This is a genomic window from Clostridium sp. AM22-11AC (assembly GCF_003473545.1).
GTDB lineage: Bacteria > Bacillota > Clostridia > Lachnospirales > Lachnospiraceae > Enterocloster.
The window spans coordinates 198106-221591 of record NZ_QUCM01000003.1 but is presented as its reverse complement, the minus strand read 5'-3'; the positions used below and the strand labels follow the sequence as shown (position 1 = coordinate 221591).

The window sequence follows — 23486 nt, the reverse complement described above, 5'->3', positions numbered from 1 at the left end:
GTGGTGCAGAGGCGGATCAACGCATCTGCACCACATTGTCTTTGATCTTAAAAGTATTGAAACTGCGGATAAAGCTGGATAAGCGGCTGAAACCGTACTGCTTTACATCAAAGGAAGGAAATGTTTTTTTCAAGTCTTCATGGATAATGCTTAAGTTATCCACACGTCCCTTATTGTTTTTGATCAGACGGCAGATCTCTTTTTCAATTTCTGATTTTGGAACAGAAGCGGTCTTTTCCTGGACGAAATATCCATTATGTAGTTTTACCACATGGAAATCATTGCTGTTTAAACTTTCCAAAAATGTGGAAAGTTTGGAATAACCGTAATTGCGCACATCAAAATCGGAAAAGCGTTTGGTAAGGAAGTTTCCGACTTTTGCCAGGTTTACAGGCTGGTTCTGGCTGTTGTTTTCAATAAGTAGTTTGGTGATGACTTTTTCAATCTCATCTGTACTTACTTTTACAGGGACAACATCCTCCGGCGTGTCTTCGGAAGAAATGATCTCTAGGATCTTAAAAGCGTCGCAGGCAGCGCGGAACGGCTTTGGCGTTTTCTGCTCACCGATCCCCATAACAAACATCCCTGCTTCTCTTAAACGCTGTGCCAGACGGGTAAAGTCAGAGTCACTGGATACCAGGCAGAAACCGTCTACATTTCCGGAATAGAGGATATCCATAGCGTCAATGATCATGGCAGAGTCTGTAGAATTTTTTCCGGTAGTATAGCTGTACTGCTGGATCGGGTTTACAGACCAGTCTAAGAGTACATTTTTCCAGCTTTTCTTTTCTGTATCTGTCCAGTCGCCGTAGATCCTCTTGTAAGTAGCCACTCCCAGATCGGAAACCTCGTTCAGAATGTATTTAATATATTTAGGTGAAACATTGTCAGCGTCAATAAGGACCGCAAATCTTCGATCATTCAGTTCCATAGGTTAAATTCTTCACTTTCTGTGGGTAATTATAATGTCAGCGATAAAATGTATGTTATTTTAAACATGATAGTACCAGTTTATCATACTTAAAGAAGAGGGGCAAGATGAGAAAATACGTGAATAAAATATCAATTCTTGCATTTATCTTAAAAAGTGCTACAATTCAACAATGCGAAGAATGAATGTATAAATGTAAATACAAAGGAGGAGATTATTTTGAAGAAGTTGGTTTCGTTGCTGGAAGCCATACTGCTTATGGTTATGGCATTTCCACTGACAGCGTTAGCCGGACAGGAAGGAACGCAGATCATTTCACCTGTGTTCTGTATTCCTTTTGCAGGTCTTTTGCTGTGTGTAGCCATTATGCCTCTTGTAAAGGCAGAATGGTGGGAAAGCCACCAGCCTCATGCAGTGGTATTCTGGTCTGTTTTATTTGTCATTCCATTTGCAATCTTTTTTGGCGCAGGAGAAGCAACTGAAAAAGTGCTGGAATGCATTATAGATGATTATCTTACATTTATTGTATTGCTGTTTGGCCTGTTCTGCGTAGCAGGTAATATTACCCTGGAAGGAGATCTGGCAGGTTCTCCAAGGATCAATGTAGGACTTCTGCTTTTGGGAACCATGCTTTCCAGCTGGGTAGGAACTACAGGTGCCAGTATGTTAATGGTGCGTCCTGTGATCAAGATGAACGCATGGAGAAAGAGAAGAAGCCACATTATGGTATTCTTTATTTTCCTGATCTCCAATATTGGCGGCTGCCTTACACCCATCGGCGACCCGCCTCTGTTAATGGGCTTTATGCGTGGAGTTCCGTTTTTCTGGAGCCTGCATCTGCTGCCTATCCTGCTCTTTAACGTAGTGGTCCTGCTGACTGTATTTTATTTCCTGGACCGCAGGGCTTACAGAAAGGACATTGCAGAAGGAAGAAAACCAGACATCAGCAAACCAGGTACAGAGGTACATATCCTGGGACTTCACAATCTGATCTTTCTGGTTATGATCGTTGCTGCCGTTATCTTAAGCGGAACTTTACCGGGAATGGCAGCATTTAAAGATGCAAGCGGAGCTGTAAAAGGCATTCCTGTATTTGGGGATGTAAAGCTTACCTATCCGGCACTGATCGAAGTAGTCATCATCCTGTTAGCTGCATTCTTATCCTTTAAAACCACGGATGCAGAGATCCGCCGCAAGAACCATTTTACCTGGGGCGCCATCAGGGAAGTAGCAGTGCTGTTTATTGGTATTTTCATCACTATGCAGCCGGCTCTTATGATCTTAAAGGCAAAGGGTGCAGAGCTTGGTATCACAGAGCCGTTCCAGATGTTCTGGGCAACCGGTTTCCTGTCAAGCTTTCTGGACAATACACCTACCTATCTGGTATTCCTTACGACAGCAGGTTCTCTGGGATTTACAGAGGGAATGCAGACCATTCTTGGAACTGTACCGGTGGCAATGCTGGAGGCAATTTCCTGCGGTGCCGTATTTATGGGTGCCAATACCTATATTGGAAATGCGCCAAACTTTATGGTAAAAGCGATCTCCGACGAAAACGGTATCAAGATGCCTTCTTTCTTCGGCTATCTGATGTGGTCCATTGCATTTCTGGTTCCGGTCTTTTTACTGGACATGCTTGTATTCTTTTTATAAGGAGGGGAACGTATCATGGAATATACCAAGGAAAATCTCCAGGAATTAGCGGAGAGTATATACGATCTGGATGCGGAAGTTTATGCCCAGTTAGGTTCTTCTCTGGGCCGTGTTTTCAACCGTGACCGTGAAGGCTGTGTCAGTGATATGGTACAGCTGATGTTAAGAAAAGACTCTCATCAGCTGCGAAGTGAACTGGCACTGATCAGCAATATGGCCCGTACCATTGAAGATAAGGGAACCCGGTCCATGATCATGACGGAATATAACCGTATTTTAAAGGAAGTAATAGCGCTTCCTACCAGTTTTGCAAGTGGGGATATCCTGGATGCGAAAGCAGCAGGCTTAAATGCACTGCAGTTTAAGGCACGTTTTGGTAAGGACAATCACCGGATCATCTGCATCAGCCGTACTTATGGCTGCGGCGGTAATGAGATCGGTTTTATGCTGGCGGATAAATTGAAGATCAATTACTATGATGCAGAGATCTTCTCCGCTGTTTTAAAACGTCTTCAGGCAGAACAGGATGAAAGGATTAAGGACAGCAGTGCATATCCGGATAAGGCAAACCTGGAAGTGGCTTTTGCAGCACCAAAGAGGATGACCTTAAGAGATCATGCAAGACAGTTCAGCCGTTACCATGGTTTATCCAAACGGGATGCTGTATTCTTTAACCAGAGTGATCTGATCTGTGATATGGCAAAAAAAGAGGATTTTATCGTTATGGGACGTTGCGCCGATGTGATCCTTACCAACAACCATATTCCTCATATCAGCATTTTTATTACAGCACCTTTTGAGCGGCGTGTGCAGCGTGCAATGGAAATGCATCCGGATTTTAATGAAAAGAAAGCAAAGCACATGCTGCGGCAGTTAGACCGCCAGCATGAGAGTTATTACCGGTTCTACACAGGTCGCAGATGGGGCAATGCAGATAACTATGACCTGTGTATCAACAGTTCTGCTTATGGAATTGAGGGCTCTGTGGATTTTATTTTAAGGATGTTGAAAAATTCAGAAGAGAAGGAAGCCTGATTTCAAGGCTTCCCGGCAGTATAAAGCATAGACTCTGATCATCAGGTCCGGTTTGGGGACAGAGGTGGCAGCAGGAGAAATCACAGATCAGGCCAGATAGGTACGCATGGAACGCAGGGCATTTTTTTCAAGCCTTGAGACCTGGGCCTGGCTGATGTGGATCTCCTGTGCCACCTCTGTCTGTGTTTTACCTTCAAAAAAACGCATGTCGATAATGTGGCGTTCCCGGTCCGGAAGCCGTTTCATGGCTTCTAAAAGAGAAAGGTCTTCCACCCAGTTTTCTTCCCGGTTTTTCTTATCGCTGATCTGATCCATAACATAAAGAGGATCACCGCCGTCTGTGAAAACCGGTTCATAGAGACTGACCGGTGTCTGGATGGCATCTAAGGCATAGGTGATATCTTCCCCGGAGATGCCGATCTCCTGTGCGATCTCCATGATCGTTGGCTCTTTTGCGTGAAGCCTTGTAAGCTGTTCCCTGGCACAGAGCGCCTTGTAAGCAGTATCACGCAGGGAGCGGCTGACCCGGATGGCATTATTATCCCGCAGATACCTTCTCACCTCCCCTAAGATCATTGGTACGGCATAAGTGGAAAATTTAACATTCTGTGTAATATCAAAATTGTCAATGGCTTTGATCAGGCCGATACATCCGATCTGGAACAGATCATCTAAATTCTCCTGACTGCCGGAAAAACGCTGGATCACACTTAGCACCAGCCGCAGGTTTCCTTTAATGTAGCGTTCCCTTGCATCTTTATCCCCTTTTAGTATCTTCTCAAACAATTCTTCTTTTTCTTTGCTGCTAAGAAGCGGCAGCTTTGCTGTATTCACTCCGCAGATCTCAACTTTATAGCCGGACATATTGTGTCTACCTCCGTTATGATAGCTTCGATGAAAAACGCCGTTATAACGGAATGATGCACGGAATGAGGGGATTTTATACCTGGAAAAAGAAATTGCGTGGATCAGAAGAAACAATTATAATATAAGAGTGTGTGCGAAAATGAAAAATTCCGAGAGGATATAAAACAGAAACGGGGTGTAAAATCGTATGATCCTGATCGTGTGTGTGGATGACAACAAGGGCATGATGTTTAACCATCGCCGCCAGAGCCAGGACAGGGTGCTTCGTCGGCATATTCTGGACAGAGTGGGAGATGCAAAACTGTGGATGAATGGGTACAGCGCAAAAATGTTTGAGAAAGATGAAAGCGAACAGGTACGAAAGTGCCTTATAGTGGATGAAGACTTTCTTAAAAAGGCTGCAAAAGGAGAATATTGTTTTGCAGAGTCAGATCCCTGTGGCAAAGACATGTTTCCTGATACAACCCAGGTTGATTCAGTGATCCTGTACAAATGGAACCGGGTATATCCTGCAGATCAGTATTTTGCTATGGATCTGTCCGGATGGAAACTGGTGGAAACAGTGGAATTTCCAGGTTCTTCTCATGAAAAGATAACAGAAGAGAGGTACGAAAGATGAGAAAAATAAAATATTGGGTATTGGGACTGGCAATGTCTGTGTCCCTTTTAGTTGGCGCCTGTGGACAGGCACCTGCTACGGGGGCGTCCGCAGCTGTAAAAGAGACAACAGAGGCAGTTACAGAAAGCGTGACTGTAGAAGCAGTCCAGACACCAAAGGCGGCAGCTGCCCAGACTGGAAACAGCGGGGCATTTGATCTGTCTGCGATCCCGGCTTATTCGGGACAGCCGTATGTTGCAGTTAATAACAATGTTCCCTTCTTTTCCGACGCAGATCTGACCGATGTTTCTTTTGAAAGTTATGGGGATCTGGATGCGTTGGGACGGTGCAGTGTGGCATATGCTTCTGTAGGAACGGATACCATGCCTACAGAGAAACGTGGAAATATCGGTCAGGTAAAGCCAACGGGCTGGCATACAGTAAAATATGACTTTGTAGATGGCAAATACCTGTATAACCGGTGCCATCTGATCGGATACCAGCTGACATCGGAAAATGCAAATGAGAAAAACCTGATCACAGGAACCAGATACTTAAATGTCCAGGGAATGCTGCCTTTTGAAAATATGACAGCCGACTATGTAAAAGAAACAGAAAACCATGTTTTATACCGTGTGACCCCTGTTTTTGAGGGTAATAACCTGGTAGCAGCAGGTGTGCTTATGGAGGCAGAGTCAGTAGAGGATAAAGGAGAAGGCGTTGAGTTCTGCGTATTTGTCTATAATGCGCAGCCGGGAGTAACGATTGATTATGCTACCGGTGACAGCTGGTTAGATGAAAATGGTACGGGAAATCAGCAGGCTGCTGCGAAGGAAACAAAAACAGTAGTGGAGACAGAGATCCAGGCAGAAAAACAGACTCAGGCTGAAAACACTCAGGCACCAGCAAAAGAGACTTCCACGTATATCCTGAATACTAATTCAAAGAAATTCCATAAACCGGGCTGTTCCGCTGCGTCACAGATAAAAGCGGCAAACAAAGATGAGTTTACAGGAACCAGGGATGAAGTGATCGCCAAGGGATATGAACCTTGTAAGAAATGTAATCCATAGGGGAACGAAGATCTTGTAAAAGAATGATCAGATGTACCCAGCATAACACAGGTGCGGGGAGAATTCAATCACAAAAATAAATAAATTAAAATTATTTCAGGAGCGGCAGAAATACCGCTCCTGAATTGTTTTATTGGGTATTCTTCCGGTAAAGGATCAGAAGTCCTTTAAGCAGCAGCGCATCATCAAAGATGATCTCATGTCTGCAAAGAGGGGTGATAAAACGTGCCAGACCGCCGGTTGCGATTACAGTAGGTGTTTCTCCCAGTTCTTTTTCCATACGGTCTAAGATACCGTCGATCATGTCTACATTGCTGAAAACAATACCGGCTCTCATACAGTCGATGGTGTTCTTTCCAATGACCTTATTTGGCACTTCCAGGCTGATGTAAGGAAGCTGGGCCGTTTTTCCGCTTAAGGAGTTTAAGGAAACACGCAGTCCTGGTAAAATGACGCCGCCTATGTAATTGCCCTTTTTATCAGCAACACTTAAGGTAGTAGCAGTTCCCATGTCGATCACCACCAATGGAAGAGGATGTTCATGGATAGCAGCTACTACATCTACGATCATGTCACTTCCTACGCTTTTAGGGTTGTCCATAAGGATGTTCATGCCGGTTTTCATACCGGAGCCAACTAACAGAGGGCGGATGCCTACTGCCTTTTCTACGGCATTTAAGATCGTAGTGTTTAAAGGCGGAACAACAGAAGAAAGAATGGCGCCTTCTATGTCAGATAACTGGATGTGGTGCATTTCCAGGATGTTTTTAAAGTGAATGGCGTACTCGGTGTCTGTGCGGCCCTGATCTGTGGTCACACGTTCGATGAAATAGGTCTGCTTTTCGTCAATACCACCCAGTACGATGTTGGTATTGCCCATATCAATGGCTAAAATCATGAGGGGGAACTCCTTTCAAATACTTGAAATGTGTGTTATGATTGTATCACACAAAAATAAGAAACACAACCGGAGGAACCCTTATGTTAAAAGGAAAAACAATACTCCTTGGAGTGACCGGCAGCATTGCCGCATATAAGATCGCCTATCTGGCAAGTGCCCTGGTAAAAGCAGGAGCGAAAGTACATGTACTTATGACACAGAATGCTACTAATTTCATTAATCCCATTACCTTTGAAACACTGACGGGAAATAAGTGCCTGATCGACACTTTTGACCGGAATTTCCAGTTCAGCGTGGAACATGTATCTTTGGCAAAAGAAGCAGATGTTTTTATGGTAGCCCCTGCTTCAGCCAATGTGATCGGCAAACTGGCTCATGGCATTGCAGATGATATGCTGACCACTACGTTTATGGCCTGTACCTGTCCAAAGATCATCTCACCGGCCATGAATACACGTATGTATGAAAATCCTATTACTCAGGATAATTTAAAGATTTTGGAGCACTACGGAATGGAAGTGATCCGTCCTGCAAGCGGATATTTGGCCTGCGGCGATACAGGAGCAGGCAAGATGCCGGAGCCGGAAACATTGTTTGAATATATCCTGCGCACGGTAGGATACCCGAAAGATATGGCAGGAAAGAAAGTTCTCATCACTGCGGGACCTACCAGGGAAGCCATTGATCCGGTTCGCTATATCACCAATCATTCTACGGGAAAAATGGGTTATGCCATTGCAAAGGCAGCAGCTTACAGAGGGGCAGAGGTAACTTTGGTAACCGGGCCTGTAGCGATCAAGCCACCTATGTTTGTAAAGGTAGTTCCTATTGAAAGTGCAGAAGATATGTTCCAGGCAGTGACCGGTGCAGCACCGGAACAGGATATTATTATCAAGGCAGCAGCAGTAGCAGATTACCGTCCGGCTGTAGTGGGCCAGGACAAGATCAAGAAAACAGACGGGGATATGTCCATTGCCCTAGAGCGGACCAAAGATATCCTTGGCTGGCTGGGACAGCACAGAACACCGGGACAGTTCTTATGCGGTTTCTCCATGGAAACAAGGGACATGCTGGAAAATTCCAGAGCCAAACTTGCCCGAAAGAACCTGGATATGATCGTTGCCAACAACTTAAAGGTAGAAGGCGCAGGTTTCGGTACTGACACCAATGTAGTGACCATTATCACAAAAGACAGTGAAAAGGAACTGCCGAAGATGAGTAAAGAGCAGGTAGCTGACGAATTGCTGACACAGATTCTTGACTTTACTTCATAATCATAATACAATAATATGTCGATACCAGGGTCAAAAACCCGGAAATCCGACGCAAGCTTGCTTGCAGGAGGATTTTTGAAAATTAATCAGTGAGTTAGTAAGAACGGAGGAAAGACCATTGTCACAGACAAATGATCAGATAACAGAACAGATAAAGAACCGCAGAACATTTGCGATCATTTCCCACCCTGATGCAGGTAAGACAACTTTAACAGAGAAGTTTCTTCTCTACGGAGGCGCTATCAACCTGGCAGGTACTGTAAAGGGAAGAAAGGCTGCAAAGCATGCGGTTTCCGACTGGATGGAGATCGAGAAGGAGAGAGGTATTTCCGTTACTTCTTCCGCCATGCAGTTTAATTACGAAGGCTTTTGTATTAACATCCTGGACACACCTGGACACCAGGACTTCTCAGAGGATACTTACCGTACCCTGATGGCGGCTGACTCCGCTGTCATGGTCATTGACGGATCCAAGGGTGTTGAGGCGCAGACCATCAAGCTGTTTAAGGTTTGTGTTATGCGCCATATCCCAATCTTTACATTTATCAACAAATTTGACCGTGAAGCAAGAGATCCATATGAACTGTTAGACGAGATCGAAGAAGTATTAGGAATCCGTACTTGTCCGGTAAACTGGCCCATCGGCTGCGGAAAGAACTTTAAGGGCGTATATGACCGCTTTACAAAGAAGGTAACTACCTTTACCGCTGCACAGGGCGGTGCAAAAGAGGTTGCTACCCAGGAATTTGACGCAGAGACAAATGATGTGGAAAGCATTATCGGCTTCCAGTACCATCAGCAGTTATTAGATGATATTGAATTACTAGACGGTGCCAGCGATGAACTGGATATGGACCGTGTACAGAAGGGTGATCTTTCCCCTGTATTCTTTGGTTCTGCGCTGACCAACTTCGGTGTTGAAACATTCCTGGAGCATTTTCTGAAAATGACCACACCGCCTCTTCCAAGAAAAACACTGACCGGCGTAGTAGATCCATTTAACAAGGATTTCTCCGCATTTGTATTTAAGATCCAGGCAAACATGAACAAGGCCCACAGAGACAGAATTGCATTTATGCGTATTGTTTCCGGCAAGTTTGAGGCTGGTATGGAAGTAAACCATGTTCAGGGCGGTAAAAAGATCCGTCTGACTCAGCCGCAGCAGCTGATGGCCCAGGATCGTAAGATCGTAGAAGAGGCATATGCAGGGGATATCATTGGTGTATTTGATCCAGGTATCTTCTCTATTGGTGATACTCTTTGCGCATCCAATGAAAAATTTGAATTTGAGGGCATCCCTACTTTCGCACCGGAGCATTTTGCAAGAGTGCGCCAGGTAGATACCATGAAGCGTAAGCAGTTCATCAAGGGCGTAAACCAGATCGCCCAGGAAGGTGCCATCCAGATCTTCCAGGAGTTTAATACGGGTATGGAAGAGATCATCGTAGGCGTTGTAGGTGTACTTCAGTTTGAAGTCCTTACTTATCGTTTACAGAATGAATACAATGTAGAAGTTATCTTAGAGAAGCTTCCATATGAATATATCCGCTGGGTAGAAAATCCACAGGAAGTAGATGTGGCGCGTATCCAGGGAACATCTGATATGAAGCGTATTAAAGACTTAAAGGACAACCCACTGCTTCTGTTTATTAACAGCTGGAGCGTTGGCATGGTCCTTGAAAGAAATCCGGGTCTTAAATTAAGCGAGTTTGGTAATAACTAAACATAAATCTGAAGGCATATTTAAGGAGGTTTTACAAAATGAGCAAGATCGATGTAGTAAGAGCAGCTATGGTACAGGCAATGAAGGCAAAGGATAAGGCAAGAAAAGACTCTCTTTCCATGTTATTATCCGCTTTAAAGAACGCAGAGATCGACAAGAGAGAGCCCCTTACAGAGGCAGAAGAAGACGCAATCGTTAAAAAAGAGATCCGTCAGACACAGGAGACTTATGATTTAGCTCCAGCTGACAGAGATGATATCCGCGAAGAGGCAGGCGCACGTCTGGCTGTTTACAAGGAATTTGCACCGGAAGACATGTCTGTAGACCAGATCAAAGAAGTGATCGACGGTGTATTAAAAGAACTGGGGATCGAAAATCCTACACCAAAGGACAAAGGCGCTATTATGAAGGTACTGATGCCAAAGGTAAAGGGAAAAGCAGATGGCAAGGTTGTCAACGAAACTCTGGGTGCTATGCTGAAGTAATAGCAGAATAAATAAAAAATAGTCTGGCCATGCAGATGTCATGGCTGGATTGTAAAAAAAGAACAGGAGAAGGTCATGTACAGAAAAGAAATCGAAGAATATATTGATTCCCACAAGGACCAGATGATCGAAGATATTTGCACTCTCTGCCGGATCAATAGTGAAAAAATGCCTTACACAGAGGGGAAACCATTTGGCGAGGGCCCATTTGAGGTATTACAGACAGCTCTTACCATGATGGAAAATTATGGTTTTTCTGTCCGCAATTATGACAATTATGTAGGAACAGCAGACTTAAATGATAAGGAAGCACAGCTTGACATCCTGGCCCATCTGGATATAGTGCCTGCAGGGGAAGGCTGGACTGTGACTGAGCCCTTTGAGCCAGTTATTAAAGACGGAAAGCTTTATGGCCGCGGTACTGCAGATGACAAAGGACCGGCTGTTGCAGCTCTTTATGCAATGCGTGCAGTAAAGGAACTGGGAATTCCTGTAAAGAAAAATGTCCGTCTGATCTTAGGTACAGATGAAGAATGTGGAAGCTCTGACATTGCTGTTTACTATAAGCAGGAAAAAGAGGCTCCAATGACCTTTTCACCAGATGCAGAATTCCCTGTGATCAACGTGGAAAAGGGACGGCTTCCAGGTCATTTTGTAGCTTCTTTTGAAAAATCCGATGCTATGCCAAAGCTGGTTAAGATCGATGCAGGCCTTAAGAGCAATGTAGTTCCTGGAAAGGCAAAAGCAGTTGTAGCTGGTGTAGAGGATGCTGTATTAAATGAAACAGCAGCTGCTGTTACAAAAGAAACAGAGGTTACATTTACCTTTACAGGCTGTGAAGAAGGAGTCCTGATCACAGCAGAAGGAGAAGGCGCTCACGCATCTACTCCGGAAGAAGGAAAGAATGCATTAACTGCACTGTTAATGCTGATCACAAAACTGCCGCTAGCTTCCTGCCCGCAGATGGATGCAGTAAAGAGCCTTGTAAAGCTGTTCCCTCATGGAGATACCAGAGGAAAAGCTTTAGGCGTTGCTATGAGTGATGAAGTTTCCGGAGAACTGACTATTGCATTTGACCTGCTTCATGTAGACGCAGAAAGCCTGGATGGCACCTTTGACTGCCGTGCTCCGATCTGCGCAAATGATGAAAATGCATTAAAGGTAGCAAAGGCACATATGGCAGAGGAAGGCATTGAGCTGCTGGCAGAACATATGAGAGCACCTCATTATGTAGATGGCGACTCCCATTTTGTACGCACTCTCTTAAAGGCGTATGAAGAATACACTGGTTTAAAGGGCAGCTGCCAGTATACAGGTGGCGGTACTTATGTACACAGCCTGAAAAATGGTGTTGCTTTTGGCTGCTCCATGCCTGGAACAGATAACCGTATGCATGGTGCAGACGAGTTTGCAGTTGTAAAGGAACTGGTTGACAGTGCGAAGATCTTTGCACAGGTAATCGTGGATCTTTGCTGCTGATAAAAGCCTGGTTACATGGATAAGAACTCTATCTCCTATATCGTGGGGATAGGGTTCTTTTTTTCTTTTTCCAAAATATATTTATAAATAAGAGAAGGAAAAGGGGCAGATAGAGATCCGTCTTTATGATCTGAAACAAAAGGAAGTCATCAATATAAAGGACTGCGCCCGCCTAGGGTATGTAGGAGATCTGGAATTTGATGAAAAAACAGGCTGTATTACAGCACTGGTAGTGCCGGGTCCCGGGTGTATCTGCGGATTTTTAGGAAGGGAAAAGGAATATGTGATCCCGTTTTGTGATGTATGCCAGATCGGAAGTGACATTATCCTGGTAAGCTTTAAAGAGAAAGAAAAGGAAAAGCCGGATAAGAAGTGCTAAGATGTAAAAAGTCCCATAAACGAGGAGTGGCCGACAGGTTTTCACCTGTCGGCCGATTTGTGAGAAAAAGTTGTATGAAAAGCATTCGCTTTTAACGTAAATAAATATACTGAAAAAATGTGAGAAAAAGTTGTGTAAAATGTGAAGAATGTGTGAACAAAAATCATTTGCGGCTGTTAAAGATTAACGCATTATCATATGGACATTTATTTTGTTGTCAACAAAGACCGTCCTGACATAAAAAAAGCACTGGACAGCGCAGTGGATTTCTTTCAAGGGAAGAGAAAAAATGGATCGCGGACCATGGTCCCATTCGGATCGGCTATTTAAATGATGATGCAGGTGTCGGTGTCATGGATCCTGCAACCGGTGAACTGACAGGAGTTATCAAGGATTATGTGGAGCTTGCAAAAGATTGTCTTCAGGGGCAGACTCTGGAATTTGACCTGAAAGGTTATGATACAAGAAATGAGCAGCTTCAGGCTTTACATATCGGGGAGATCGACCTGATCTTTCATGTCAGCCAAAATCCTTATTCAGCAGAAACAAACGGTTTTGTCCTGTCTGATACCATATGGACCTTTAATATGGCTGCTACTACGGCAAAGGACTCTTTTAATGAAAATGCAGAAAATACAGTTGCGGTTACGAAAGATAATTTTGCGTTAAAAGCGTACATTTAAGATCTGCGCCTTAGAACGGCCGGATGGAAAAACGATCCCTATTATTGCAATGACAGCCAATGCCTTTGCGGAAGATATGCAAAAATGCCTGGATGCAGGTATGAATGCCTATCTTGCCAAACCGTTGGAGGTCCAGAAAGTCATTGCTGTCATTGCACAGGGTTGTAATAACAGTTAATGGAATAATGGAATGAATCAGCTGTTTTCGTGAAGGATATGAAGGACAGAACGAAGTTTTAATGCATCGATCTGACCTGGTGCGGAAATATTTCCTGCAGTGCCAAAGGTAAGGCAGGAGCCGAATACTTCCCCGCTTAAGCGGCTGATCAGGCCTGTGCCTGCCATAGACATGGTGATAACAGGACAGGTGAGTTCTTTCTTTGCTTTGCAGGTGGCAGAAAGAAGAGTCAGTACATCTTCTGTGCTTTCAGGCATAACAGCGATCTTTGCAATATCAGCCCCTGCTTCCTCCATCTGCTTCAACCTTGAAAAGATCTCGTTTCCTGAAGGGGTTTTAAAGAAATCGTGGTTGGAAAGAATGGTTTTTACATTTTTTTCTTTTGCCAGGGCGATCAGCTCATTTACAGTATCTTTATCAGAAAACAGTTCAATATCTACCAGGTCTACCAGGCCGGAGCAGATGGCTCTTTTTACCAGTTCTTTATACTGTAAAAGGCTGGCAGCCATATTTCCGCCTTCCTTTTTGGTGCGGAAGGTAAAAAGAAGAGGAGTATCCCCGGCTGCTTTTCGTACAGCAGGAAGGATCTCTTCCAGATAGCCTTTTTTTAAAATGTCATCCATCCAGTCAACCCGCCATTCAATAAGATCAGCGCTGTGATCCAGCGCTTTTTTCATATCATTTAAAAGTGCATCCAGGCAGGTGCTTACAAGAGGGATACAGATCTTTGGGATCCCTTCTCCTAAAACTATATTTCTCACAGAAACAGAGGGTGTATGGTTCATGTTTTGTTCTCCTTTTAAACAGCATAGACTGTATTATTATCCGCTATTATAAGACATAAAAATGGTCTTCGTCTATAGATATAGGAACAAATATGGGAAAAACTGGGGAATTGTAACAAAAATCTTGCGCTTGAGGGGGCTTTCGGTTAAAATAAAATCATCATTTTGTAAAAAATACATGAGAGAAAGGATGTGCAGAGTTTATGAAGTGCCCGTACTGTAATGAAGCAGATACCAAAGTGATCGATTCCCGTCCGGCAGATGATAACAGTTCCATTCGCAGGCGCCGTCAGTGTGAACGCTGTGGCAAGCGTTTTACTACGTATGAAAAATTAGAGACCATGCCCCTTATGGTCATTAAAAAAGATGATTCCAGAGAGGCATATGACCGCTCCAAAATAGAAGCAGGCATTCTGCATTCCTGTCATAAACGTCCGGTATCTCCCCGTCAGATCAGTACCATGATCGATGAGATCGAAAACCAGATCTTTAACAGGGAAGAAAAGGAGATCCCAACTTCTGTGATCGGTGAACTGGTCATGGACAAACTGAAAAGTGTAGACGAAGTAGCTTATGTGCGCTTTGCCTCTGTTTACAGGGAGTTTAAGGATGTAAGTACCTTTATGGAAGAATTGGGAAAACTTTTAAAGAAATAAGTCTAAAAGAAAGTAGAATTTAATATGTTTCAATGTTTTTACCCCAGTAAAATGGAAGAGTCCTCTTATGTTATTCCTTATGAAAACTGGAAAAAAATGGGGATCCAGGGGATCGTTTACGATATTGATAATACTTTAGTCCCGCATGGGGCACCGGCGGATGAGAGAGCCATCCGGCTTTTTGAGCATCTGAGAGGCTTGGGATTGAAAACCTGCCTTCTTTCCAATAATAAAGAACCGAGAGTGAAATCTTTTGCGCAGCAGGTAAAATGCCCTTATATTTATAAAGGGGGAAAACCAGGGGCAAAAGGCTATAAAAAGGCCATGGAGACCATGGGGACCGATGTGAAAAATACGCTGTTTGTAGGAGATCAGCTTTTTACAGATATCTGGGGCGCCAACCGTCTGGGGATCCAGACTGTCCTGGTACGGCCCATCAACCCAAAAGAAGAGATCCAGATCGTATTAAAACGTTATCTGGAAAAACCGGTTTTATACTGTTACAGGAAAAGCCTTGAAAAGTAAGATCCAGACAAAAGAAAATCGTGTGAAAAAGTAAAAAGAGACAGCAGGAGATAACGCAATGGATGGAAAAACAAAAGTATACGGTGTAATGGGAGATCCCATCGAACATTCCATGTCACCGCTTATGCATAATTTTTACGCAGAGCGTACAGGAACAGACTTAGTCTACGTTCCCTTTCACGTAAACAGGGGAACTGTGGAAATGGCTGTAAAAGGTGCCTTTGCTTTAAATATCCAGGGAATGAATGTAACCGTTCCACATAAACAGGATGTAATGAAGTGCTTGGAAGCCATTGATGAAGACGCAAAAGCCATCGGTGCTGTAAATACCCTGGTGCGTACAGAGCATGGATACAAAGGTTATAATACAGACGGTGCAGGCTTAAAACGTGCTATGGATGAAGCAGGTATTTCTATTGCAGGAGAAAAATGTATCCTCATAGGAGCCGGAGGCGCAGCCAAGGCAGCAGCCTACATCCTTGCAAAGTCCGGCGCGTCCGTTGTATATATCTTAAACCGAAGCGTGGAGAAAGCAGCGGCTTTAGCTGATTATATTAACGGACTGATGGGCCGTGCAGTGCTTATCCCGTTAAAACTGGAAGAGTATGACCAGATCCCTCAGGAAGAAAAGGGCTATCTGGCGATCCAGTCAACCAGCGTAGGCATGCACCCTCATACAGAGGACGTTATTATAGAAGATGAAGCTTTTTATAAGCTGATCCACACAGCAGTGGACATTGTATACACACCTTCCTGTACGAAGTTTATGAAAATGGTACAGGCTGCAGGGGGAAAAGCAATTAACGGTCTGGATATGCTTTTGTATCAGGGGCTGATCGCGTTTGAACTGTGGAATCCGGAGGTAAAGGTAGATAAAGATACCATTGACAGGATCCGTGAAATGATCCTGGATCATTTACATGGAAATACCAGAAAGCACAATGTGATCTTTACTGGCTTTATGGGAGCAGGAAAGACCAGCGCAGGCCATTTTTATGCAGATCATTATCACATGCCGTTCATTGATACAGATCAGGAGATCGAAAAAGAAGCAGGTATGGCTATTTCCCAGATCTTTAAGGAACAGGGAGAGGAAGCCTTCAGAAAGTTAGAAACACAGTGCCTGGAAAAGCTGTTAAGGACCACAGACGGGGCAGTGATCTCTGTGGGCGGCGGACTTCCTTTAAGAGAGGAAAACCGGGAACTTTTAAAGAAGCTGGGACTGGTAGTATATCTGGATGTTTCACCGGAGACTGTTTATAAGCGGATCGGTGCAGATGTGTCCAGCCGTCCTATGCTGCACAGTGATGATGTGCCCGGACGGATCAGAAGTTTACTTAATGAACGCAGGCCATTATACTTAAAAGCAGCCCATGTGGCAGTGGATGTAAATGACCGGTCTTTAGATGCCATCACAGAGGAAATCTACAGGGAAGCCCATAAATAAGTGGCTGGTGGCTGTAAAATCATCCAGAATAAGCTGTAAAACAGAAAAAAGAACTTGAAAAACGTACATACATAGTATAAAATAAAAAAGATTAGAGAGAAATTAGAGGATGCAGGCAGCATCCTGAACGAACTTAAGGAGGAATATCTTTATGATATCAGCAGGCGATTTTAGAAACGGAATTACACTGGAAATTGATGGACAGGTTGTTCAGATCCTTGAATTCCAGCACGTTAAGCCAGGCAAGGGCGCTGCTTTCGTGCGTACCAAATTAAAAAATGTTATCAACGGCGGTGTTGTTGAGCGTACTTTCCGTCCAACCGAGAAGTTCCCGGCAGCAAGAATCGACCGTGTAGATATGCAGTATCTGTATGAGGATGGAGATCTGTATAACTTCATGAACGTAGAGAACTACGAGCAGTTAGCATTAAACAAGGACATCATTGGCGATGCATTAAAGTTCGTTAAAGAGAACGAGATCTGCAAGGTTTGTTCTTACAACGGCAACGTATTCTCTGTAGAGCCACCTCTGTTTGTAGAGCTGGAGATCACTGATACAGAACCAGGCTTCAAGGGTGATACAGCAACTGGCGCAAGCAAGCCTGCAACTGTAGAGACCGGAGCTACTGTAAGTGTTCCGTTATTCGTAAACACAGGTGATAAGATCAAGATCGATACCAGAACCGGCGAATATCTGTCCCGTGTATAAGCAGATTATTGCTTAGATAAAAAGTAAAAGATTGCTCCGGCAGACCGCCGGAGCGATTTTCGTATATGAGATATACTCCCGGGGAGTACATCAAGAAAAGAATACAAGGAGAATGATATTGTGAAAAAGATTCTGGAAGCTCTGGAGCAGGAGCTGAAAGCAGCATTTACAGCCTGCGGCTATGAAGAAAAATTCGCAAAAGTGGTTTTATCCAACCGCCCGGACCTGTGCGAATATCAGTGCAACGGCGCTATGGCAGCTGCCAAGGCATATAAAAAGAAACCTATCGACATTGCAAATGCAGTGGTAGAACAGCTTACAGGAGAACATGCAAGTTCTGTATTTTCTGAGGTTGTGGCAGTAATGCCTGGTTTTATCAACTTAAAACTTTCTGAAGGCTTTTTAGCTGACTATATGAACGGTATGGCAGCAGATGAGAAGCTGGGTCTGGGAGAACCGGAAAAGAAAGAGACCATTATCGTAGACTTTGGCGGTGCCAATGTGGCAAAACCTCTTCATGTAGGACATTTGCGTTCTGCAGTTATCGGTGAGAGCGTAAAGCGCATGGGACGTTTCCTTGGCCACAATGTGATCGGCGATGTGCATTTAGGCGACTGGGGACTGCAGATGGGCCTTATTATCGAGGAACTGCGCGACCGCAAGCCGGAACTGCCATACTTTGATGAAAATTATACAGGAGAATATCCAGCAGAAGCTCCTTTTACCATCAGCGAGTTAGAGGAGATCTACCCGGCTGCCAGCGGCAAGTCCAAGGTAGATGAGGCATTTAAGGAGCGCGCCCATCAGGCAACCTTAAAGCTTCAGAAGGGATATCCGCCATTCAGAGCCATCTGGAAGCATATTATGAATGTTTCTGTAGCGGACCTTAAGAAGAACTACTCCAACCTGAACGTAGATTTCGACCTGTGGAAGGGCGAAAGCGATGCAGAGCCATATATCCAGAAGATGATCGACACTCTGGAAGCACAGGGACTGGTACATGAAAGCCAGGGCGCTTTAGTTGTAGATGTAGCAGAAGAAAGTGATACCAAGGAGATTCCGCCATGCCTGATCCGTAAGTCAGACGGTGCTTCCCTGTATGCAACTTCTGACCTTGCTACCATTGTAGAGCGTGAGGAAGACTTTAAGCCGGACCGCTATATTTACGTAGTAGACAAGCGTCAGGCCATGCATTTTGAACAGGTATTCCGCGTTGCAAAGAAGGCCGGTATTGTAAAGCCTGAGACCCAGATGGTATTCTTAGGTTTCGGTACTATGAACGGCAAGGACGGAAAGCCTTTTAAGACAAGAGAAGGCGGCGTTATGCGTCTGGAGAAGCTGATCGCAGATATTGATGAGGCTGTTTACCAGAGAATTATGGAGAACCGCACTGTATCTGAGGAAGAAGCAAAAGAGACAGCAAAGATCGTAGGTCTTGCAGCTTTAAAATACGGAGATCTGTCCAACCAGGCTTCCAAGGATTATATCTTTGATACTGACCGCTTTATCTCCTTTGAGGGAAATACGGGTCCATACATCCTTTATACCATCGTCCGCATCAAGTCCATTTTAAATAAATATAAGGAAAATGGCGGACAGGTAACAGAAGAGGGCTCTGAAAAGAAGATCCTTCCTGCAAAGGGCGCTTCTGAGAAGGCACTGATGCTTCAGCTTTCCAAGTACAATGAAGTCATCGAAAACGGCTTTGCAGAGACAGCTCCTCATAAGATCTGTCAGTATATTTATGAGCTGGCAAATGCATTTAACAGCTTTTACCACGATACAAAGATCCTCTCTGAGGAAGACCAGGCAGTAAAAGACAGCTACATCGGTCTGATCACACTGACCAGAAGAACACTGGAGATCTGCATCGGACTTCTGGGAATCGAGGCTCCGGAGCGGATGTAAAGAAGGGATAGATCAACGTCAATGAAGATCGTCAAAATGGATACAAACAGTTTCTGGAAAGGCGAAGCTGGCGTAGTGGGTCTGGTGGAGGACCAGGCCCACACCTTTAAAACAAAGTTATATCTGAAAAATGGTCAGGTAAAGGATTATTCCTGTACCTGTGAAAAAGGGAATTCTTACAGGGGCATCTGCGCCCATGGGGAGGCCCTTTTTGCATATTATAAAGAATATCAGGCGGAAATGTCCAAACCTCTGGTACACAGTTCTTCCCAGGTCCACACGATGATCCGGGAGTATACCAACCAGGAGGTAGCCCGCATCTTAGAGGAAGAAGAGGGAAGCCAGGTAAAACTGGTGCCTGCTGTGATCTTAAACGGAAGGGATGTCCGGCTGGAATTTAAAGTAGGCCGTGAAAAAATGTATGCAGTAAGGGATCTGGCAGCTTTTTCCGATGCAGTGGCTGTAGGCGCCTATGTGGAATACGGAAAAGAATTGGCTTTCCATCACCAGGGAAGTTCCTTCTGTCCGGAATGCAGGGGACTTTTGTCTTTAGTCATGGCACTGACAGAGGGACAGAAATCCCAGAGGGATATATCCTTAAGCCGTATGAACCGGGAACGTTTTTTTGAGGTTTTACAGCAGGAAGAACTGGAGGTGCAGCTTCCGGGAGGGATCCGTTCCCAGCTTAAAGTACAGAAAAAAGATCCGAAACTGGTGATCCGCATCCGCAGATATGGAAGGGACGGCGTGGAAGCTGTGTTAGAAGGTGTCCGGACAGACGAAGAAGGGGACACAGAGCCGGTACTGGCTTTTTTCAGGGGAGAGCGGCGCATTTATATTGTCACAGGAAAGACCCTCTGCTGCTGTTCCCACCACTTCAGCCAGGCGGCAGGTACCTTTTTGGAGCAGATCACAAAGGAGAGGGAATACCGGATCCAGGCAGGAGCAAAGGACATTCCTCTTTTATATGAGCGTGTACTTAAGACATTAAAGCCCTACAGCATCATGATCCAGGAAGAAGTAGATCTGGAAGAATATAAAATGGAGCCTTTGAAAGCGGTGTTCCGTTTTGACGCAGACGAAAAAGGCACTTTATATATGGAACCTCTTTTATCTTATGGGGAATATACCTTCCATCCCATAGAAGATGAAAATCTTCCGTCTGCGATCTGCCGTGATGTGCCGGGAGAGTTTAAGATCAGCCAGGTGATCCGCAAGTATTTTAAGTGCAGGGATCCAAAAGACGGCAGGCTGGTATTAAAAGAGGATGAAAAAGCCTTGTACCACTTGTTAGATCAGGGAATGGAAGAATTCCGGGGACTGGGAGATGTATACCTGTCTGAGTCCATGAAAAACTGGAAAATTGTGGAAACTCCTTCTGTATCTGCAGGTGTCAGCGCTTATTCCGGCTGGCTGGAACTGACCGTGGATATGGGAGAATTTCCAAAAGAAGAACTGGGACGTATCCTGACTGCCTACAGCCAGAAAAAGAAATATTACCGCTTAAAGAGCGGACAGTTTTTAATGCTGGACCAGGGCGGTATGTTTACCCTTACAAAACTGGCGGGAGAGCTGGGAATCAGCAAAAAGGACTTACAAAGCGGCACCATCCGCCTGCCTGCTTACAGAGCACTGTATCTGGACCATATTTTAAAAGAAGGTCCGGGCATTACCTATTACAGGGACCAGCTGTTTAAGTCAATGGTCCGTGCTGTAAAGACGGTTGAGGACAGCGATGAGCCGGTTCCTGCCCGGTTTGAAGCTATTTTAAGGGAATACCAGAAAACTGGCTTCCGGTGGATGAAAACCCTGGATAAATGCGGCTTCGGCGGCATTTTAGCGGATGATATGGGTCTTGGAAAGACCATTCAGGTGATCGCTCTTTTTGAAGATACCTACAGCAGCGGGGAGAAGGCCCCAAGCCTTGTAGTCTGCCCAGCATCCCTGGTTTATAACTGGGAGCAGGAAATCCAGAAATTTGCCCCGGATCTGAAGGTTCGGTCTGTAGTGGGAACAGGACCCCAGAGATTGGAACTGCTGGAAAAAATAAAAGAAGATCCTTCCGGCTGCCAGATCCTGATCACTTCCTATGACCTGTTAAAGAGGGATATTGCCCACTATGAGGGGATTGATTTCCGATTCCAGATCATTGATGAAGCCCAGTACATAAAAAATGCCACTACCCAGAGTGCCCGCTCTGTAAAGGCTGTCCAGGTGCGTTCCCGTTTTGCGCTGACCGGTACGCCTATTGAAAACAGGCTGGGAGAGTTATGGAGTATTTTTGATTTCCTTATGCCCGGATTTTTGTTTGGAAATCAGTATTTCCGCAAGGAATATGAGGTACCTATTACGAAAGACCGGGATGAGCAGGTGTTAAAACGCTTAAAGGGACTGATCGGACCGTTTATCCTGCGAAGAGTAAAGAAAGATGTGTTAAAAGAACTTCCGGATAAGCTGGAAAAAGTAGTTTATTCTACTTTAGAGGAAGAACAGAAGAAGCTTTATACGGCAAATGCCCTTTTATTAAAAGAAAAGCTGGAAGCAGATGACTTTAAGGGAGCAGAAAAGCTGCAGATCTTATCAGATCTTATGCAGCTGCGCCAGATCTGCTGTGATCCGAGGCTCTGCTATGGAAATTACAAGGCAGGCTCTGCCAAGCTTAAGACCTGTATGGATCTGATCCGTACAGGTGTAGAAGGAGAACACAAGATCTTATTATTCTCCCAGTTTACCTCTATGTTGGATCTGATCGAGGAAGAACTGAAAAAAGAGGGGATCGAATGTTATAAGCTGACAGGGGCAACGCCAAAGGAAGAACGGATCCAGATGGTATCCCGCTTCCACCAGAATGAGGTTCCCGTATTTCTGATCAGTTTAAAGGCGGGGGGAACGGGACTGAACCTGACAGCGGCAGATATTGTGATCCACTATGATCCATGGTGGAATGTGGCAGCCCAGAACCAGGCGACAGACCGTACCCACAGGATCGGTCAGGAAAAGCAGGTTATGGTATATAAGCTGATCACCAGTGATACCATTGAAGAAAATATTTTAAATCTCCAGGAAGCAAAGCGAAATCTGGCAGACCAGATCGTAACCGGAGGAGGCATTTCCTTTGGCGAACTTACAAAAGCAGATATTTTAAAGATGATAGAGGAGAGCAGACCATGAAAAGAACAGTAACTTTTGGTGAGATCATGCTCCGATTAAAAACTCCGGAGCATATGAGGATTTTGCAGACAGATGCATTTGAGGCAAGTTACGGAGGCGCAGAAGCCAATGTAGCAGTTTCCCTGGCAGTGCTTAAGGATCCGGTATCCTTTGTGACGAAACTGCCGGAAAATCCTGTTGGCACAGCAGCCTTAAATGAAGTGAGAAGATACGGGGCAGACACTTCCAAGGTAGTCATCGGAGGTTCCAGACTGGGAATTTATTTCTTTGAAAAAGGAACAGATATTCGGCCTACCAATGTAGTCTATGACAGGGAAGGAAGCGCTCTGGCGTTGGCAAAGCCGGAAGAATTCCACTGGGATGAGATCTTAAAGGATACAGATATTTTCTATTTTTCCGGTGTGACACCGGCAGTCAGCGAGAATATAGCAAAGGCAGTATTAGAAGCCTTAAAATACTGCAAAGCCCACGGGATCGAGACAGTCTGCGACTTAAATTACCGCTCTAAAATGTGGGATACAAAAAAGGCACAGTCAGTTATGAGCGAGCTGATGAATTATGTAACATTATGCATTGCCAATGATGAGGATTTTGAGTCATCTTTAGGGATCCACGCATATGACGGGGATATTTCAAAGGGAATTGATCAGATTGAAAGCTACAAGGCAGGCATGAAAGAGATCCAGAACCGTTATCCAAACTGCAAGGCAGTTGCCAGCGTCCTTCGCAACATGTATACAGCAGAAGACGGTGACTGGATGGCGATCTATTTAAAAGATGGTGTGTTCTATGAAAGCCCGGTACATAAAGTACACAGCTTTGAGGCAGTAGGAGCAGGAGATGCTTTTGCAGGAGCGCTGTTACACAGTCTGGTAAGAGGATTTGAACCTCAGAAACTGATTGATTTCTCTATTTCAGCCAGTGTATTAAAACTGATGATCCAGAGAGACTTTAACCTGGTAACGGAAAATGAAATCATGAGAGTTATGGAGTCTAAAGCGGCAAACCTGCAAAGGTGATTTTGAG

At 44.6% G+C, this 23486-nt stretch carries 22 protein-coding genes; 18 read left to right on the top strand and 4 right to left on the bottom strand.

From position 1 onward, the window contains the following. Positions 1-16: 16 nt before the first annotated feature. Complete coding sequence (locus DW251_RS04930; RefSeq protein WP_021870513.1) at positions 17-931, bottom strand: NYN domain-containing protein; 915 nt, start codon at positions 929-931, stop codon at positions 17-19. Between the two features lie 219 nt (positions 932-1150). On the opposite strand from DW251_RS04930, the gene DW251_RS04925 reads away from it, so the two are divergent. Both DW251_RS04925 and DW251_RS04920 read left to right on the top strand, forming a co-directional pair. Beyond that, a complete protein-coding gene (locus DW251_RS04925; RefSeq protein WP_243034881.1) occupies positions 1151-2584 on the top strand; it encodes a sodium:proton antiporter in 1434 nt (477 codons plus the stop codon). Positions 2585-2599: 15 nt separating this feature from the next. Next, the gene (locus DW251_RS04920; protein WP_021870511.1) at positions 2600-3619 is read left to right on the top strand and encodes a cytidylate kinase-like family protein; all 1020 of its coding nucleotides are present in this window, start codon (positions 2600-2602) and stop codon (positions 3617-3619) included. An 87-nt stretch (positions 3620-3706) separates the two neighbouring features. Here the strand turns inward: DW251_RS04920 and sigG are convergent, their stop codons facing one another. Further along, positions 3707-4483 carry an RNA polymerase sporulation sigma factor SigG gene (gene sigG / locus DW251_RS04915; protein ID WP_021870510.1) on the bottom strand — a complete coding sequence of 259 codons (777 nt, stop codon included), beginning with the start codon at positions 4481-4483 and terminating at the stop codon, positions 3707-3709. Between the two features lie 190 nt (positions 4484-4673). Here sigG and DW251_RS04910 point away from each other — a divergent pair, with 190 nt between their 5' ends. Together DW251_RS04910 and DW251_RS04905 are read left to right on the top strand one after the other, a co-directional pair. Continuing rightward, positions 4674-5105, top strand: coding sequence for a hypothetical protein (locus DW251_RS04910; RefSeq protein WP_021870509.1), 432 nt, complete (start codon positions 4674-4676; stop codon positions 5103-5105). Further along, positions 5102-6157, top strand: coding sequence for a DNA/RNA non-specific endonuclease (locus DW251_RS04905; RefSeq protein ID WP_118300385.1), 1056 nt, complete (start codon positions 5102-5104; stop codon positions 6155-6157). Before DW251_RS04910 ends, DW251_RS04905 begins: the two co-directional genes overlap by 4 nt. 130 nt (positions 6158-6287) lie before the next feature. Here DW251_RS04905 and DW251_RS04900 read toward each other — a convergent pair whose 3' ends face one another. After that, positions 6288-7055, bottom strand: a complete 768-nt coding sequence (locus tag DW251_RS04900; protein WP_021870507.1) for a type III pantothenate kinase — start codon at positions 7053-7055, stop codon at positions 6288-6290. An 83-nt stretch (positions 7056-7138) separates the two neighbouring features. Here DW251_RS04900 and coaBC point away from each other — a divergent pair, with 83 nt between their 5' ends. The 7 genes from coaBC to DW251_RS18475 all read left to right on the top strand — a co-directional run bounded on the left by coaBC (position 7139) and on the right by DW251_RS18475 (position 13259). Then, positions 7139-8332 carry a bifunctional phosphopantothenoylcysteine decarboxylase/phosphopantothenate--cysteine ligase CoaBC gene (gene coaBC / locus DW251_RS04895; protein ID WP_021870506.1) on the top strand — a complete coding sequence of 398 codons (1194 nt, stop codon included), beginning with the start codon at positions 7139-7141 and terminating at the stop codon, positions 8330-8332. A 118-nt stretch (positions 8333-8450) separates the two neighbouring features. Then, the gene (locus DW251_RS04890) at positions 8451-10055 is read left to right on the top strand and encodes a peptide chain release factor 3 (protein ID WP_021870505.1); all 1605 of its coding nucleotides are present in this window, start codon (positions 8451-8453) and stop codon (positions 10053-10055) included. A 38-nt stretch (positions 10056-10093) separates the two neighbouring features. Then, entirely contained in the window at positions 10094-10540 is a 447-nt protein-coding gene (locus DW251_RS04885) for a GatB/YqeY domain-containing protein (protein WP_118300384.1), read from the top strand. 75 nt (positions 10541-10615) lie between these two features. After that, positions 10616-12019: a dipeptidase PepV gene (pepV, locus tag DW251_RS04880; protein ID WP_021870503.1), complete on the top strand. Its 1404-nt coding sequence runs from the start codon at positions 10616-10618 to the stop codon at positions 12017-12019. 109 nt (positions 12020-12128) lie between these two features. Beyond that, positions 12129-12398 (top strand): YlmC/YmxH family sporulation protein, encoded by a 270-nt coding sequence (locus DW251_RS04875; RefSeq protein ID WP_347474622.1) that lies wholly within the window; start codon positions 12129-12131, stop codon positions 12396-12398. A gap of 353 nt (positions 12399-12751) precedes the next feature. Further along, positions 12752-13081 (top strand): hypothetical protein, encoded by a 330-nt coding sequence (locus tag DW251_RS04870; protein ID WP_182433578.1) that lies wholly within the window; start codon positions 12752-12754, stop codon positions 13079-13081. Position 13082: 1 nt separating this feature from the next. Next, complete coding sequence (locus DW251_RS18475; RefSeq protein ID WP_118300382.1) at positions 13083-13259, top strand: response regulator; 177 nt, start codon at positions 13083-13085, stop codon at positions 13257-13259. A 17-nt stretch (positions 13260-13276) separates the two neighbouring features. Here DW251_RS18475 and aroD read toward each other — a convergent pair whose 3' ends face one another. Beyond that, positions 13277-14044 (bottom strand): type I 3-dehydroquinate dehydratase, encoded by a 768-nt coding sequence (aroD, locus tag DW251_RS04860; protein ID WP_021870501.1) that lies wholly within the window; start codon positions 14042-14044, stop codon positions 13277-13279. 203 nt (positions 14045-14247) lie between these two features. On the opposite strand from aroD, the gene nrdR reads away from it, so the two are divergent. The 7 genes from nrdR to DW251_RS04825 all read left to right on the top strand — a co-directional run bounded on the left by nrdR (position 14248) and on the right by DW251_RS04825 (position 23479). Continuing rightward, on the top strand, positions 14248-14700 hold the full coding sequence (gene nrdR, locus DW251_RS04855; RefSeq protein ID WP_021870500.1) for a transcriptional regulator NrdR: 453 nt from the start codon (positions 14248-14250) through the stop codon (positions 14698-14700). A 24-nt stretch (positions 14701-14724) separates the two neighbouring features. Beyond that, positions 14725-15225, top strand: a complete 501-nt coding sequence (locus DW251_RS04850) for a YqeG family HAD IIIA-type phosphatase (RefSeq protein ID WP_118300381.1) — start codon at positions 14725-14727, stop codon at positions 15223-15225. A gap of 58 nt (positions 15226-15283) precedes the next feature. Continuing rightward, the gene (gene aroE, locus DW251_RS04845) at positions 15284-16672 is read left to right on the top strand and encodes a shikimate dehydrogenase (protein WP_021870498.1); all 1389 of its coding nucleotides are present in this window, start codon (positions 15284-15286) and stop codon (positions 16670-16672) included. Positions 16673-16823: 151 nt separating this feature from the next. After that, positions 16824-17381 (top strand): elongation factor P, encoded by a 558-nt coding sequence (gene efp / locus DW251_RS04840; protein ID WP_021870497.1) that lies wholly within the window; start codon positions 16824-16826, stop codon positions 17379-17381. A gap of 120 nt (positions 17382-17501) precedes the next feature. Then, positions 17502-19289: an arginine--tRNA ligase gene (gene argS, locus DW251_RS04835; RefSeq protein WP_021870496.1), complete on the top strand. Its 1788-nt coding sequence runs from the start codon at positions 17502-17504 to the stop codon at positions 19287-19289. A 21-nt stretch (positions 19290-19310) separates the two neighbouring features. Then, the gene (locus tag DW251_RS04830; RefSeq protein WP_021870495.1) at positions 19311-22460 is read left to right on the top strand and encodes a DEAD/DEAH box helicase; all 3150 of its coding nucleotides are present in this window, start codon (positions 19311-19313) and stop codon (positions 22458-22460) included. Then, complete coding sequence (locus DW251_RS04825) at positions 22457-23479, top strand: sugar kinase (protein WP_021870494.1); 1023 nt, start codon at positions 22457-22459, stop codon at positions 23477-23479. The genes DW251_RS04830 and DW251_RS04825 overlap by 4 nt, the downstream gene beginning before the upstream one ends. Positions 23480-23486 lie beyond the last annotated feature (7 nt).

Excerpts from the sequence above, each read along its gene's own strand:
- DW251_RS04930 (WP_021870513.1), bottom strand. The coding sequence starts at position 931 with ATGGAACTGAATGATCGAAGATTTGCGGTCCTTATTGACGCTGACAAT.
- DW251_RS04920 (WP_021870511.1), top strand. The coding sequence starts at position 2,600 with ATGGAATATACCAAGGAAAATCTCCAGGAATTAGCGGAGAGTATATAC.
- sigG (WP_021870510.1), bottom strand. The coding sequence starts at position 4,483 with ATGTCCGGCTATAAAGTTGAGATCTGCGGAGTGAATACAGCAAAGCTG.
- DW251_RS04910 (WP_021870509.1), top strand. The coding sequence starts at position 4,674 with ATGATCCTGATCGTGTGTGTGGATGACAACAAGGGCATGATGTTTAAC.
- DW251_RS04905 (WP_118300385.1), top strand. The coding sequence starts at position 5,102 with ATGAGAAAAATAAAATATTGGGTATTGGGACTGGCAATGTCTGTGTCC.
- DW251_RS04900 (WP_021870507.1), bottom strand. The coding sequence starts at position 7,055 with ATGATTTTAGCCATTGATATGGGCAATACCAACATCGTACTGGGTGGT.
- coaBC (WP_021870506.1), top strand. The coding sequence starts at position 7,139 with ATGTTAAAAGGAAAAACAATACTCCTTGGAGTGACCGGCAGCATTGCC.
- DW251_RS04885 (WP_118300384.1), top strand. The coding sequence starts at position 10,094 with ATGAGCAAGATCGATGTAGTAAGAGCAGCTATGGTACAGGCAATGAAG.
- pepV (WP_021870503.1), top strand. The coding sequence starts at position 10,616 with ATGTACAGAAAAGAAATCGAAGAATATATTGATTCCCACAAGGACCAG.
- DW251_RS04870 (WP_182433578.1), top strand. The coding sequence starts at position 12,752 with ATGGATCCTGCAACCGGTGAACTGACAGGAGTTATCAAGGATTATGTG.
- aroD (WP_021870501.1), bottom strand. The coding sequence starts at position 14,044 with ATGAACCATACACCCTCTGTTTCTGTGAGAAATATAGTTTTAGGAGAA.
- nrdR (WP_021870500.1), top strand. The coding sequence starts at position 14,248 with ATGAAGTGCCCGTACTGTAATGAAGCAGATACCAAAGTGATCGATTCC.
- DW251_RS04850 (WP_118300381.1), top strand. The coding sequence starts at position 14,725 with ATGTTTCAATGTTTTTACCCCAGTAAAATGGAAGAGTCCTCTTATGTT.
- aroE (WP_021870498.1), top strand. The coding sequence starts at position 15,284 with ATGGATGGAAAAACAAAAGTATACGGTGTAATGGGAGATCCCATCGAA.
- efp (WP_021870497.1), top strand. The coding sequence starts at position 16,824 with ATGATATCAGCAGGCGATTTTAGAAACGGAATTACACTGGAAATTGAT.
- DW251_RS04830 (WP_021870495.1), top strand. The coding sequence starts at position 19,311 with ATGAAGATCGTCAAAATGGATACAAACAGTTTCTGGAAAGGCGAAGCT.
- DW251_RS04825 (WP_021870494.1), top strand. The coding sequence starts at position 22,457 with ATGAAAAGAACAGTAACTTTTGGTGAGATCATGCTCCGATTAAAAACT.